This is a genomic window from Luteimonas endophytica (assembly GCF_029887875.1).
Classification (GTDB): Bacteria; Pseudomonadota; Gammaproteobacteria; order Xanthomonadales; family Xanthomonadaceae; genus Luteimonas; species Luteimonas endophytica.
Genome location: NZ_JARXRM010000044.1, coordinates 1 through 12484, shown reverse-complemented (window position 1 = coordinate 12484; position 12484 = coordinate 1). Strand labels below are relative to the sequence as shown.

At 71.3% G+C, this 12484-nt stretch carries 11 protein-coding genes; 7 read left to right on the top strand and 4 right to left on the bottom strand.

Translation table 11 applies throughout. From position 1 onward, the window contains the following. Positions 1 to 102: 102 nt before the first annotated feature. Positions 103 to 993 carry an MBL fold metallo-hydrolase gene (locus tag QFW77_RS15115; RefSeq protein WP_280575617.1) on the top strand — a complete coding sequence of 297 codons (891 nt, stop codon included), beginning with the start codon at positions 103 to 105 and terminating at the stop codon, positions 991 to 993. Next, on the top strand, positions 990 to 1706 hold the full coding sequence (locus QFW77_RS15110) for a hypothetical protein (protein WP_280575616.1): 717 nt from the start codon (positions 990 to 992) through the stop codon (positions 1704 to 1706). The genes QFW77_RS15115 and QFW77_RS15110 overlap by 4 nt, the downstream gene beginning before the upstream one ends. Here QFW77_RS15110 and QFW77_RS15105 read toward each other — a convergent pair. After that, entirely contained in the window at positions 1647 to 2225 is a 579-nt protein-coding gene (locus tag QFW77_RS15105) for a LuxR C-terminal-related transcriptional regulator (protein ID WP_280575615.1), read from the bottom strand. The two genes, QFW77_RS15110 and QFW77_RS15105, sit on opposite strands and share 60 nt — an antisense overlap. Before the next feature lie 141 nt (positions 2226 to 2366). On the opposite strand from QFW77_RS15105, the gene QFW77_RS15100 reads away from it, so the two are divergent. Continuing rightward, on the top strand, positions 2367 to 3452 hold the full coding sequence (locus QFW77_RS15100) for a hypothetical protein (protein WP_280575614.1): 1086 nt from the start codon (positions 2367 to 2369) through the stop codon (positions 3450 to 3452). 93 nt (positions 3453 to 3545) lie between these two features. Here the strand turns inward: QFW77_RS15100 and upp are convergent, their stop codons facing one another. Both upp and QFW77_RS15090 read right to left on the bottom strand, forming a co-directional pair. After that, positions 3546 to 4178 (bottom strand): uracil phosphoribosyltransferase, encoded by a 633-nt coding sequence (gene upp, locus QFW77_RS15095; RefSeq protein WP_280575613.1) that lies wholly within the window; start codon positions 4176 to 4178, stop codon positions 3546 to 3548. Positions 4179 to 4284: 106 nt separating this feature from the next. Beyond that, entirely contained in the window at positions 4285 to 6612 is a 2328-nt protein-coding gene (locus QFW77_RS15090) for a TonB-dependent receptor plug domain-containing protein (protein ID WP_280575612.1), read from the bottom strand. Positions 6613 to 6819: 207 nt separating this feature from the next. Between QFW77_RS15090 and QFW77_RS15085 the strand changes: the two genes are divergently transcribed. Genes QFW77_RS15085 through QFW77_RS15075 form a run of 3 tightly spaced genes read left to right on the top strand, consistent with a single transcriptional unit; the run spans position 6820 to position 10018 of the window. After that, a complete protein-coding gene (locus QFW77_RS15085) occupies positions 6820 to 7932 on the top strand; it encodes a phytase (RefSeq protein WP_280575611.1) in 1113 nt (370 codons plus the stop codon). 29 nt (positions 7933 to 7961) lie between these two features. Then, positions 7962 to 9353, top strand: coding sequence for a purple acid phosphatase family protein (locus QFW77_RS15080; RefSeq protein WP_280575790.1), 1392 nt, complete (start codon positions 7962 to 7964; stop codon positions 9351 to 9353). Beyond that, positions 9350 to 10018, top strand: coding sequence for an inorganic diphosphatase (locus QFW77_RS15075; RefSeq protein ID WP_280575610.1), 669 nt, complete (start codon positions 9350 to 9352; stop codon positions 10016 to 10018). Before QFW77_RS15080 ends, QFW77_RS15075 begins: the two co-directional genes overlap by 4 nt. Here QFW77_RS15075 and QFW77_RS15070 read toward each other — a convergent pair. After that, positions 9994 to 11496 (bottom strand): aminotransferase class III-fold pyridoxal phosphate-dependent enzyme, encoded by a 1503-nt coding sequence (locus QFW77_RS15070; RefSeq protein ID WP_280575609.1) that lies wholly within the window; start codon positions 11494 to 11496, stop codon positions 9994 to 9996. The two genes, QFW77_RS15075 and QFW77_RS15070, sit on opposite strands and share 25 nt — an antisense overlap. 140 nt (positions 11497 to 11636) lie before the next feature. Here QFW77_RS15070 and QFW77_RS15065 point away from each other — a divergent pair, with 140 nt between their 5' ends. Continuing rightward, positions 11637 to 12068, top strand: coding sequence for an Lrp/AsnC family transcriptional regulator (locus QFW77_RS15065; protein ID WP_180679873.1), 432 nt, complete (start codon positions 11637 to 11639; stop codon positions 12066 to 12068). The last annotated feature ends 416 nt before the right edge of the window (positions 12069 to 12484 follow it).

The following is a 12484-nucleotide window of genomic DNA, read 5'->3' as shown; positions in this document are numbered from 1 at the left end:
CCGCGGGCGGCCGGCGGCGCCGGTCGACGTCCGCCGCCCCGGACCCGCGCCCGGTCCGCGGCCGTCGCGGGGCCCTCGCCCCGACGGCGTTACACTCGGGCCATGAAACTCTGGTCGATCGAAGGCAACACCCAGAAGCTCGACGGCGGCGCGATGTTCGGCAACGCGCCGCGGGCGATGTGGACCAAGTGGGCGAGCCCCGACGAACTGAACCGCATTCCGCTCGCCTGCCGGGCGCTGCTGGCCAGGCCGATCAACGGCAGGACCGTGCTGTTCGAGACCGGCGTCGGGGCGTTCTTCGAGCCGAGGCTGCGCGAGCGCTTCGGCGTGGTCGAGGACCGCCACGTCCTGCTCGATTCGCTGGCCGAGGCGGGCTGCGCGCACGAGGACATCGACGTGGTGGTGCTCTCGCACCTGCACTTCGATCACGCTGGCGGGCTGCTGGCCGGGTGGCGCGAGGGCGCCGCGCCGGAACTGCTGTTCCCCAACGCCACGTTCCTGGTCGGGCGCGAACACTGGGAGCGCGCGCGCAACCCGCACCCGCGCGACCGCGCCAGCTTCATTGCCGAGCTGCCGGGGCTGCTGGAGGCGAGCGGGCGGCTCCAGCTCGTCGACGGCGCGCGCTCCTCGCTGCTCGGCGATGCCGTCACCTTCCACTACAGCCATGGCCACACCCCCGGGATGATGCTGGCCGAGATCCACGGGCCGGAACGCGTCGACGGCCGTCCGCACGGCGGGGTCGCGTTCTGCGCCGACCTGGTGCCGGGGCGCCCATGGACCCACGTACCGATCACCATGGGCTACGACCGCGCCCCCGAACAGCTGATCGACGAGAAGCAGGCGTTCCTGGAAGACAAGGCCGCGCGCAACGTTCACCTGTTCTATACCCACGATCCGGAAATCGCGCTGGCACAGCCGGTCCGCGACGCGCGCGGCCGCTTCGGCACCGCCCGCGAGGTGCCGCGGCTGCAGGCGAGGGAGCTGCACCCGTGATCCGCGCACTGCTGCCCGCGCTGCTGCTGCTCGCGGTCGCGTCCCCGGCGCCGGCGCGGCCGGCGCCCGGCGCGGTCCCTGCGCCGCGTCCGAGCCAGGCACTGGTGGACGAGCAGTTCGGCGTCGGCACGCAGCGGTTCGGGCTGCGCCGCGAGGTCGAGATGGCGCAGTGGCGGCGCAGCGGGGACGGCTACGCGCTCGAGTGGAGCGCCGAGCCCGTGGATTCGGCGGGGTTCCCGGCGCGGTACCGCAATCCCGCACGATTTCCCATCGCCAGCGAGCGCTGGGAGCCGGAAGTGCGGATGGAGGACGGCAGGCCGCTGGCGCCCGAAGCGCTCGAGGCCCTGGGCATCTGGCGGCCGCTCGCTCCCGACCCCGACGCGCTGCCGGAGAACCTCGCCGCCACCTTCCGGGTGCAGGGAGACCTGCTCACCACCGCGGCCGACCTGGCCGAGCCCGCGCCGCTGGATCTGCGGGTGCGCTGGTTCGAGCGCGTGCTGCCGGCGCTCGCCGGACGGGTGGCGCTGCGCGATGGCGTATGGGTGGCGGTGGATACCGCCGCGCCGGCGCCGGTAGCCGCGACCGAGCAGCTTCCGGGTGCCGATGGCGAGGGCAGCCTGCGCAGCTACGCGCCGTGGATCGGCGGCCTGTTGCTACTCGTCGCCGCGGTGCTCGTCGCCCGTCACCGGCGCCGTTCGCGCCGCGCCCGATAGCGTTCGCGGCCGGGCGGCGCCGGCGCAGGCCTCGAGCCGCATCAGCTCGGCCATCCCGGACAGCCGTGCCCTGCGCATCGCGTTCTGGCGATGCTTGTCGATGGTGCGGGGGCTGAGCCCCAGCCGGCGCGCGATCTCCTTGCTGGTCTGGCCGCGGCGCAGCTCCCGGGCGACCTCGGCCTGGCGCGCGCTGAGCGGCCGCATGCCCGGTCGGGTCGGCACCGGCACCGCTGCGTGGGTGCCCACCGCCAGCGCGATCAGCTGAGCGGTGCTGCCCACGCCCAGCTTGGCGACGATGTTGGCGCGGTGCTTGCGCACCGTGTCCGCCGAAATGCCCAGCGCCGCGGCGATCTGGCGGCAGCGGGGCCGTATCGCGAGCATCCGCACGATCTGCCGCTCGCGCGGCGTCAGCGCCGGCGACCTTGCTCCGCGCGGCCCGCGGAGCGGGGCCGTCGCCCTGGGCGCGACCGGGCCGGGCCCGGCGGACGCATCGGCGTGTGGACTGGACGGGGAGCGCATCACCTGTCGAACGCCCGGCGGCGGGTTCCGTGAACCGTGCGCCGCAGGCCGCTGCCGCATACGCATTCGGAGCGATTCCCCCGGCGCCGCGCCGGGATCAGCGTTGCCGGCGATGCACGTGCATCGCAACCGGCGACCGCCATGAACCACTGGAACACGCAGTTCACGCAGATGATCCGCAAGACGCGGCCGAGCTACTGGGGCAACTGGGCGCTCAGCGGCGAGATCGCGCCCGGCGCGGTCGGCGTGGTCGACCCGATGACCGGGGAATTCACCCTGGTCGCCGACCGCCTCGAGGGCCTCACCGATGCCTCCCTGGCGACCAGCCGGGTGAGTTCGGACTGGAGCATGATGACCAGCAACGTCAGCCGCACCGAGACCAAGATCGACCTGGACGGCAGTGCCGTCGATCCCGAGACCGGCACCAGGATCGAGGCCGGCGTCAACGTCGAATGGAAGTTCTCCACCCAGGGCGAGATGGTGTCGCAGTGCGCGCTGGCGTCGCAGGTGATGCTGCGCGACGCCGACCGGACCCTCGATGCCGGGTTCGACTGGCTGGCCGCGCGCGCGCGCGAGTCCGGGATGGGCGACGGCAGCCGGATCGCCCAGGGCTTCGGCGTTGTGACCGGCGTGCAGTACGCCCGCAGCGGTCTCAACGTGGCCTCGCTGTCGGCGGACAACACCTTCTCGCTCGCCGGTTCGGTCTCGGGGGTCAATGCGATGCTCGGCAAGGCCGAAGGCAAGGGCTCGTTCGTGTCGGCACGCTCCTCGCGCAGCGTCGACAGCCATCTGTGGCCGAGCGAGTCGGGACAGGTCGCCGGGGATCCGGTGCCGATCGCCTACACGTTCGCCTCGTTCGACGGCCGCCTGCTGCTGCCGCGCTGGATCACCCACATCGGCGCCTACCAGCTGATCCTGCGCAACAACCACGGCGGCACCTACATCGTCAGCGCGGAGCTGCAGTACGACACGCCGCGCGGTGCGGTGCGCAGGACGGCGACGATCTCGGGCGGGCTGACCGCGTCGATCTCCGACATCCCGCTGGACGCCACCGGCATCCGCCTGCGGCTGGGGTTCAAGGGCATGTTCTCGACCGAGGAGAAGACCTTCCACTGGGCCAATCCCCGCGGCCAGTGGATCAGCGGCGTCAGGCACGTGGACCTGTTCGGAGTCTGGCCGGGCGAGACCCGGGCGGTCGACGTGGAGGCGGGACTGCCCCTGGCCTAGCACCGGCGGGGGCCGGCTCCGCGGGCGTCGACGGGCCTGGGGCGCGGTGGCCGATGACCGNCCGCGCGACCGGGCCGCCCGGCGGCGGCGCGCTCAGTCCTGGCGGGTGCCGAAGATCTTGTCGCCGGCGTCGCCCAGGCCGGGAAGGATGTAGCCCTTCTCGTCGAGCCGCCGGTCGATCGCGGCGGTGTAGATCTCGATGTCGGGATGCGCGGCCTCCAGCGCGCGCAGGCCCTCCGGCGCCGCCACCAGGAACAGACCCTTGATCCGCGAAGCGCCGGCGGCCTTGAGCATCTCCACGGTGGCCACCAGGGTGCCGCCGGTGGCGAGCATCGGGTCGAGGATCAGCGCGGTGCGGTCCTGCATGTCGCCGACCAGGTTCTCGTAGTACGGCACCGCCCGCAGCGAGGTCTCGTCGCGCCTGATCCCGACCACGCTCACCTTGGCGGCCGGGATCAGTTCCAGCACGCCCGGCAGCATGCCCAGGCCGGCGCGCAGGATCGGCACCAGGGTGATCTTGCGGCCCTTGATCCGGCGCACGTGGACCCGGCCGGCCCAGCCGGCGACCTCGGCGTCCTCGGTCTCCAGGTCGGCGGTGGCTTCGTAGGTCAGCAGGGTGGCGACCTCCGCCGACAGCTCGCGGAAACTCTTGGTGCTGTTGTCGGCGCGGCGCATCAGACCCAGCTTGTGCTGGACCAGCGGATGACGGACTTCGACGATCTTCATGGCGGGCCGGGGCGGGGAGCGTGCGGGAAGTCTGCATCAAACCCGGCCGCCCCACAAAGAAGAAGCCGGCTCGCGCCGGCTTCTCCGATGCCTTGATGGCGCGCGCTCAGAACGCCCAGCGCATGACCAGCTGATAGCTCGGGCCCGCCTCTTCGGACTCCAGCTCGTATTCGTCGTAGTCGCGGTCGACCTGGTCGCCCAGGGTGTCGAACTTGTGGAAGAACTCGTCCTTCGACGCATCCAGCAGGTTGGCGGCCGACAGGCGCACCGCCACGCTCTTGCCGAAACGCTTCTCGACGAAGGCTTCCAGGTCCCCGCCGTACTCGACGGTCACCTCTTCGCCCAGGATGCGTTCGTGCGCATCGCCCTGCATGCGGTAGGAGATGCCGAAGCTGGCGGCCAGCGCCGGCAGGTCCTGGATGAAGCCGACGTTGTAGACCGACCTGGCCTGGTTGTTGAAGCGGCGCTCGCCCAGGAAGTCGTCGACTTCGGACTCGACCCACGAGTAGTTCAGGAACACGCCGGTGTCGTCCAGGCCGAACATGTTCAGCGGGGTCGACAGGTCGAACTCGACGCCATAGACGCTGCCGTCGCCGACGTTGGCCGAGGTGAACACCCAGCTGTCCGCCGGTTCGGCGATCATCGCCTCCTCGATGCTGGCCGCTTCGCCGTCGTCGACCATGTCCTCCCAGGTATCGAGCATTTCCCGGCTCGGCGCGCCGGTATTGACTACTTCGATCAGGTCCTTGACGTCGCGGTAGAAGAAGTTGATGCCGACCACCCCGTTGCGGCCGAGGCGGTGCTCCCAGCCCAGGTCGACGCCGTTGGCGGTTTCCGGGGCCAGCTGCGGGTTGCCGATGTAGTCGTTGTCGCCGAATTCGCCATCCAGCAGGGCCGGGATCAGCTCGTTGAAGTTCGGTCGCTTGATGCTCCTGGCCAGCGACAGGCTGATGCGGTCGGCATCGGTCAGGTTCCAGCGCAGGTGCGCGGACGGCAGCAGCTCGTCGTAGTCCTTGCTGGCGGCGCCGTCCCGTTCGTCACCGTCCTCTTCGTAGCGGATATCGGACCTGGTGGTTTCGTAGCGCAGGCCGGCCTCCCAGGCCAGGACCCCGGCCTCGCCGCTGAACTGGATGTACGGATCCAGGCGCTTTTCCTCGATCACGCTGGCGACGGTGCCGTCCAGCGCATAGGCCACGGCGTCGCCTTCGTCGCCGGCTTCCCACTCGTAGGTGGTGAAGGCGAAGTCGCGCTTCTTCCGGCGGTAGTCGATGCCGAGCTCCATTTCGGCCGTGGCGCCGACGGCGCGCCGGTGCGCCAACTTGAAGCTGGTCTCGGCGTCCCTGGCGTCGATGTATTCGGCTTCGCCCTCGGATCCGTCCCATTCGCCGTTCTCGTAGACGTGCTCTTCCTCGCTTTCCCAGCTCTCGTCGGTGAAGCGGGCGTGGTCGACGTCGAGTTCGGTGGTGCCGCCGGCCATGTCGAACCTGTATTCCAGGCCCAGGCCCCAGTTGGCCTGGTCGACGGTGGCCATGCCGGGCACGTCGGCGGTGATCACGTCGTCGTCGTCGTACTCTTCCTCGAAGGAGACTTCGGTCACGTCGCGGTCGGTCTTGACGTAGAAGCCGTCGAGGCTGAGGCGGCCGGTTTCGCCGACATCGGCGGTGTAGGAGAGGTTGCCGGAGTAGTCGCGGCCGTCCTTCACTTCGACCTGGTCTTCCCAGCTCACCAGTTCTTCCATCGACGGGTCGCTGAAGCGGTCCGAGCGCTTGTTCTTGGCGCGATAGCGGTCCTGCACGTTGATGCCCGCAAGGATGCGGCCGCCCAGGGCCTCGGTGCTGGTCACGGCGCCGAAGGTCGGGTTCACCTCGCCGTCGAACGCGCGGTTGACGCCCAGGCGCAGATAGCTGCCGTCGAACTCGTAGGCGTCGCGCAGGACGATGTTGATCGCGCCGGCCACGGCGTCGCCAGAGCGGTTGGCGCTGTTGCTGCGCAGCACCTCGATGCGATCGACCATTTCCGCCGGGATGCGATCCACCCAGAACGAGCGGTCGTCGCCCGCGCCCGGCACCTTCTTGCCGTTGATCAGCACCTGGGTGTAGCCGCCGCCCAGGCCGCGCAGCTGCACTCCATCGAATTCCATGATGTCGGAGCCGACGAAGGCGGCGCCCGGCACGCGCTTGACCATGTCGCCGACGGTGTTCGGTTCGAAGCGCTGGAAGTACTCGAGGTCGTAGGACAGCACCGGTGCGGTATCGTCGGTGCGGTTGCGATAGGCGATCTCGCCCTGCACCACGATCGTGTCGAGCTGCTTCGGATCGCCTGCGATGCTGCCGTCCGGTGCGGCGTCCTGGGCCAGCGCCACCGGCGCGATCGCCGGCAGCAGGGCGAGGGCGAGCGCCCGGGACAGGCTCGAGGCGCGCGGGTGGCGTTTCATCAGGCAGATTTCCGGAGAGCGGACGTTGGCGGCACGTTGTACGCCGGTCACATGGCGAACAAATGACCGTTCCGCGACAGCTGTCGCAGGGACACGTGCGCTACGCGATTGCGCAACATGGCTGTCGCAAAGCGGCGTCGGTGACACGACACCGACACATTGGTGTCGTAAACAGCCAACATTCCGAATCCAGTCCCGGGAAGATCCATGAAGCCGTTTGCCCCATTGCTGCTCGCCGCGTTCGCGCTCGGCGGGTGCGCCACGCCAACGCCCACCGATCACGAACCGGACGAGGTCTTCGAACAGGACCCGCTGCTGAGCGAGGCACGGGTGCCTCACGTGGTGGTGGCCGAGACATTCGTGACCGGGGCCCTGCCGCGGGAGAACGTCGACTCGCCAACGGCCTGGCGCGCGCCTGACGGCACCCGCTGGTTGATCGCCACCGCCAAGGACACCCATCGCCTGCTGGTGTACGCCGGCGACGACGGCCGCCTGCTGCGTACCGTGGGCGGCCCGGGCGCAGGGCCCGGGCAGTTCGATCGCCCCAACGGCATCGCCGTCGTCGACGATCTTCTGTGGGTGGTGGAGCGCGACAACCGCCGCGTACAGCTGCTGCGGCTGCCGGACTTCACGCCGCTGGCGACCTTCGGCGAGCAGGAGCTGGTGCAGCCGTACGGGCTCTGGGTGCGCCCGCTCGAGGACGGCTACGAGGTGCTGGTCAGCGACAACTACATGTCGCCGCAGGACGAGGACGTGCCGCCGCCGCTGGCCGAGCTCGACCGCCGCTTCAAGCGCTACCGGGTGACCGGCGGCGGCACGGACTGGCACGCGCGGCTGCTGGGCACCTTCGGCGCCACCGACCCGGCAGGCGCGATCCGGATCGCCGAATCGCTGTTCGGCGACCCGGAGCACGACCGCCTGCTGCTGGCCGAGGAGGACGTCGCCTCCGGCACCCGCCTGCGCGAGTACGGGCTCGACGGGCGCTACCGCGGCCGCGACGTCGGCGCCGGGGTGTTCCGCGCCCAGGCCGAGGGCATGGCGCTGGCGCGGTGCGCGGGCGGCACGGGCTACTGGATCGTCAGCGACCAGTTCAAGGACCGCACCGTGTTCCACCTGTTCGACCGGGTGTCGCTCGGGCATCTGGGCGCTTTCGCCGGCGAGCGCACCGCCAACACCGATGGGGTCTGGCTGGACCAGAGTGGCGACGCGCGCTTCCCTCAGGGCGTGTTCTACGCCGTCGACGACGACCAGGCGGTGGCCGCGTTCGACCTGCGCGACGTCGCATCGGCGCTGTCGCTGCCCGCATGCGAAGCCAGGTGAACGGCGCCGCAGCCGGTCGGGTGCGGCCGATGCGCCGCGGCGCGATCTGCGCCGCGGGCCTGCTCGTGGCGTTGCTGCTCCCGGCCCCGGCACCGGCGCGGGAGGCCGAGCCTCGGCGCGCGCCGGAGCCGAACACGCTGGTTCCCGCCGGCGCGGTGCGCTATGCGCCGAGCGGCTTTCCCGACCGCATCGTCGCCACGCCGGCCGAGGATCCCTCCAGCGGCTTCGCGGTGGCCTGGCGGACCGGTGCGACCGTCGACACGCCATGGCTCGAGATCGTCGAGGCCGGCGATTCACCCGACATGGGCGCGCCGCGACGCATCCGCGCGACCACGCGGGCGCTCACGACCGAGAACGGCGCCGCGCATCACCATCGCGCCGACGTCGCCGGACTGGAGGCCGATACGCTGTACGCCTGGCGCGTGCAGGGCGGCGGCACCTGGAGCCCGTGGCGGCAGCTGCGCACCGCGGCTGCGGCCGACGCGCCGCTCACGCTGCTGTACTTCGGCGACACCCAGAACAAGAACGCCAGCCTGACCACCCGGGTGTCCCTGGAGGCGCTGCGGCACGCGCCCGATGCGCGGCTGGCGCTGTACGCCGGCGACCTGGTCAGCGGCGGCGACGGCGAGGACGACGACGAGTGGGGCGAGTGGTTCGATGCCACCGCCGCGCTGCGCTCCCTGCTGATGGTGGCGCCGGCCGCCGGCAACCACGAGCATTTCGAGCAGTTCGAGGACACTCCGCGCGAGCGCCGCGTGCTGGGCGCGCACTGGCCGGCGACGTTCGCGCTGCCGGGCAACGGCGCGCCCGGGGCGGAGCAGACCACCTGGTGGTTCGACTTCCAGGATGTCCGGGTGGTGGTGCTGGACGGCACCTCGGCGCTGGACATGGGCACGGCGCGGGCGCAGGCGGCGTGGTTGGACGGGGTGCTGGCCGGCGCCGCGTCGCGCTGGACCATCGCGCTGATCCACCAGCCGATGTTCTCGCCGCGCCAGGATCGGGACAACGCGCTGCTGCGCGAGCACCTGCTGCCGGTGCTGGAGCGGCGCCGCGTCGACCTGGTGCTGCAGGGGCACGACCATGTCTACGGCCGGCGCGGCGGCCTGCGCGCAGGGCAGGCCACCCCGCAGTACGTGGTCAGCGTGGCCGGCGCCAAGCAGTACCGGCTGTCGGACGCGGCGCGCGACACCATGGCGCCGGTGGCCGAGGACACCCAGCTGTTCCAGGTGCTGCGCATCGACGGCGACGCGCTGCACTACGAAGCGCGTACCGCCACCGGGCGCCTGTACGACGCGTTCTCGCTGCACCGCGCGGCCGGCGGCGCGCGCCGGATCGAGGAACACACGGGGGACCGGATCGGCCAGCGCGACTGCCCGCGCGCGGCGACCCTGAAGGGCCGCACCGACCGGTGCTGGGAATGACGTCCCCCGGACACCGCCCGCCGGCGCGCCGCCTGGCCACGCTGGCGCTCGCGGCAGTTGCGGCGGCAGGGCAGACGCTCGCCGGTAGCGGCCCCGTCGACGCAGGGGCCGGCATCCGCCACCCCTACGCGCTCGCGCAGCCGGCGCAGGCTCCGGCCGAGGCGCTGCTGGTGGTCGAGATCCCCGCCGGCGGCGCGATCAAGTACGAGATCGGTGCCGACGGGCTTGTGTTCGTGGACCGGTTCCTGTCGATGCCGGTGGCCTATCCGGCCAATTACGGATCGCTACCCGGCACCCTGGCCGGGGACTGCGATCCGCTCGACGCGCTGGTGCTGACCCGCGCGCCGCTGCATCCCGGGGTGCTGCTCCGCTTCCGCCCGCTGGGCGTGCTGCGCATGGTCGACGGTGGCGAGACCGACGAGAAGCTGGTCGGCGTGCCGCTGGACGGCATCGACCCGGCCTGGACCGATGTCCGTGCGCTCGACGAACTGCCGGCGATGGAGCGCCGGCGGATCGAAGCCTTCTTCCGGGTCTACAAGGACCTGCCGGAAAGCGGCGAGCCCGTGGCGCTGCACGGCTGGGGCGACACCCGCGCCGCGCAGCGCGTGCTGCGCGATGCGATCGCCCGGGCCGGCGATCCTCAGGCGGCTTCGGCCTGCCGCTGACGCGGGCCTTCCAGCAGCACCCGCCGCACCATCGCCACCAGCAGGTCCAGTTCGTCCTCGCGCATGTCGAAGCGCGGGGTGAAGCGCAGCGAGTTCTCGCCGCCGTGGATCACGCCCAGGCCGTGTTCGCGCAGCCACTCCTCGCTCGAACCGGCGCCGTACCCCTTGAAGTCCTTCGCCAGCTCGCAGGAGAACAGCAGGCCGGTGCCCTGGACCTTGGTGATCAGCCCGCCCAGCTCGGCCTTCAACGCCTCCAGCTTCTCCAGCGCCTGGCGGCCGCGCTCGCGCACGTTGGCGCGCAGCGCCGGGGTGATCGCGCCGAGCACCGCGCAGGCGACGTCGGCCGCGCGCGGATTGGCGGTCATGGTGTTGCCGTAGGTGCCGCGTCGGTATATGGCGGCGGCGCGCTCGCCGAGCGCCAGTACCGACAGCGGGTACTGGCCGGCGTTGAGCGCCTTGGAGTAGGTCTCCAGGTCGGGTGCGTCCTGTGCTTCGAAGCCGGGATAGTCGACGATCGACAGCGCGCCGGTGGCGCGCAGGCCGGCCTGGATCGAGTCGACCAGCAGCAGCGCGCCGTGCGCGGCGGTAAGTTCCCGCGCGGCGGCGTAGAACGCCACCGGCACGCGGCGGCCGGGATCGCCTTCGCCCATCACCGGCTCGAGGAACATCGCCTCGATGAACCAGCCGTTGGCCTCGGCGTCGGCGAAGGCCTGCTTCAGCGCGTCGATGTCGTAGGGCTCGATGGCGATCACGCTGTCCTCGCCGCGGTAGCTGGCGAGGTACTGCATGTAGGTCTTGCGGGTGGAATCGGAATAGAGCGCGGGACGGTCGGTGCGGCCGTGGAAGCTGCCCTTGACCACCAGGCGCTTGATCGCCCGGCCGGCGTGCCGGCCGCCCTCGTCGGTCATCGCCCGGGCGTTGGTGTCGGCGATGCGCGCGGCCAGGCCGACCGCCTCGGAGCCGGAGTTGAGGCACATGAAGGCGGCGAAGGGACAGTCGCCGCCCGGGCGCGAGTGGCCGATCTCGGCGCGCAGCGCGCGCGCCAGCCGCAGCTGCGACAGGCTGGGAGTCATGATGTTGGCCATCGCCTGCGGCCTGGCCATCGCTTCGAGCACCGTCTCGGGGGCGTGACCGAAGCCGAGCATGCCGTAGCCGCCGGTGTCGTAGAGCACCGCGCCCTTGAGGGTGACGATCCAGGGGCCGCGTGCGGCCAGGGCGACGTACGGGTTCACCCCGTCCTGCGGGTAGAAGTTGACGAAGTCGGCCTGCGCGGCCTGGACCTGGGCCGCCTCGTCGAGGTCGAGCAGCCCGGCGAAATCGTCCCCGAGGCGCGAGAACTCCGCGGCGGCGGCGTCGATCGCGGCGACCAGCTCGGGGTGCGCGGCGGCGAACCTGGCGATGGTGGCGTCGTCCAGGCCGCTGGTGCGGCGCTCGCCCTTGCGGGCGCGGAGCGGGGCGAGGGTGTCGATCACGGACATGCGGTCCTCCGGTTGCGGAATGGGGCCGGCGCCACGTTTGCGGCAGGCAAACCCTATTATCGCGATGCTTTCGTCGATTAACAGGTGCGATCTGCTCGAAATTCATGTAGAAATCGGCAGATCGACGAAACGAGGTCGCAATGAAGCTCACCGATGCCGACGAGGCCCTGCTGTCGCTGCTGCGCGAGCACGCCCGCGCGCCCACCGCCGAGCTGGCGCGCCGGCTGCAGCTGTCGCGGACCACGGTGCAGAGCCGGCTGGAGCGGCTGGAGCGGCAGGGAGTCATCGCGGGCTACACGGTGCGGCTCAACGAGGACTACGAGCGCGAGCGGGTCCGCGCGCTGATCATGATCACGGTGTTTCCCAAGCGGATGCCCTCGGTGGTGGAGGCGCTGCACGGAATGTCGGGGGTGCGCAGCGTGCAGTCGGTGAGCGGCCCGTGGGACCTGGTGGCCGCGGCCGCGGTACCCACCATCGGCGAGATGGACGTGCTGACCGACCGGATCGGCGCGCTCGACGGCGTCGAGCGCACCACGTCCTCGCTGGTGCTGTCGACCAAGTTCGCGCGTTGATCGCCAACAGGCGGACGCGCCGATGCCAGCCGCCGATTGGCGCTCCATCCGTGGCGGGGAATTCGCACCGTCGCCCCGGGGCAGCGACGACGAATAGCCGCTCCTGGGGTGGGTTCTTCAAGAGCGCCTTCGGCCTGCAGTGCGGGGCGTGAGCCGCGCCGGGCGCATTGCTCCGCCCTTCCGTCCGGCCATCCATGGCCGGAGTCAGGGCCGCAGGCCATCCATGGCCTGCTCTGCGCAACACCCCCGGCACGTCTCCCGCTCTCGCGTTGATGGGCTTCGGAGGAACCGGCTACCAAGCATTCGAAAGTGAATCACCGACGCGGCGCCCGGGCCGGGGGAGGCGGACAGCAGGCCATGGACGGCCTGCGGCGGCGGATCGGGCCATGGATGGCCCGACTCCGCCGGGGAGCCTC

What these genes read in the sequence shown, in the direction of transcription:
- QFW77_RS15115 (WP_280575617.1), top strand. Translation starts at nt 103, where the DNA reads ATGAAACTCTGGTCGATCGAAGGCAACACCCAGAAGCTCGACGGCGGC.
- QFW77_RS15105 (WP_280575615.1), bottom strand. Translation starts at nt 2,225, where the DNA reads ATGCGCTCCCCGTCCAGTCCACACGCCGATGCGTCCGCCGGGCCCGGC.
- QFW77_RS15100 (WP_280575614.1), top strand. Translation starts at nt 2,367, where the DNA reads ATGAACCACTGGAACACGCAGTTCACGCAGATGATCCGCAAGACGCGG.
- upp (WP_280575613.1), bottom strand. Translation starts at nt 4,178, where the DNA reads ATGAAGATCGTCGAAGTCCGTCATCCGCTGGTCCAGCACAAGCTGGGT.
- QFW77_RS15090 (WP_280575612.1), bottom strand. Translation starts at nt 6,612, where the DNA reads ATGAAACGCCACCCGCGCGCCTCGAGCCTGTCCCGGGCGCTCGCCCTC.
- QFW77_RS15085 (WP_280575611.1), top strand. Translation starts at nt 6,820, where the DNA reads ATGAAGCCGTTTGCCCCATTGCTGCTCGCCGCGTTCGCGCTCGGCGGG.
- QFW77_RS15080 (WP_280575790.1), top strand. Translation starts at nt 7,962, where the DNA reads ATGCGCCGCGGCGCGATCTGCGCCGCGGGCCTGCTCGTGGCGTTGCTG.
- QFW77_RS15075 (WP_280575610.1), top strand. Translation starts at nt 9,350, where the DNA reads ATGACGTCCCCCGGACACCGCCCGCCGGCGCGCCGCCTGGCCACGCTG.
- QFW77_RS15070 (WP_280575609.1), bottom strand. Translation starts at nt 11,496, where the DNA reads ATGTCCGTGATCGACACCCTCGCCCCGCTCCGCGCCCGCAAGGGCGAG.
- QFW77_RS15065 (WP_180679873.1), top strand. Translation starts at nt 11,637, where the DNA reads ATGAAGCTCACCGATGCCGACGAGGCCCTGCTGTCGCTGCTGCGCGAG.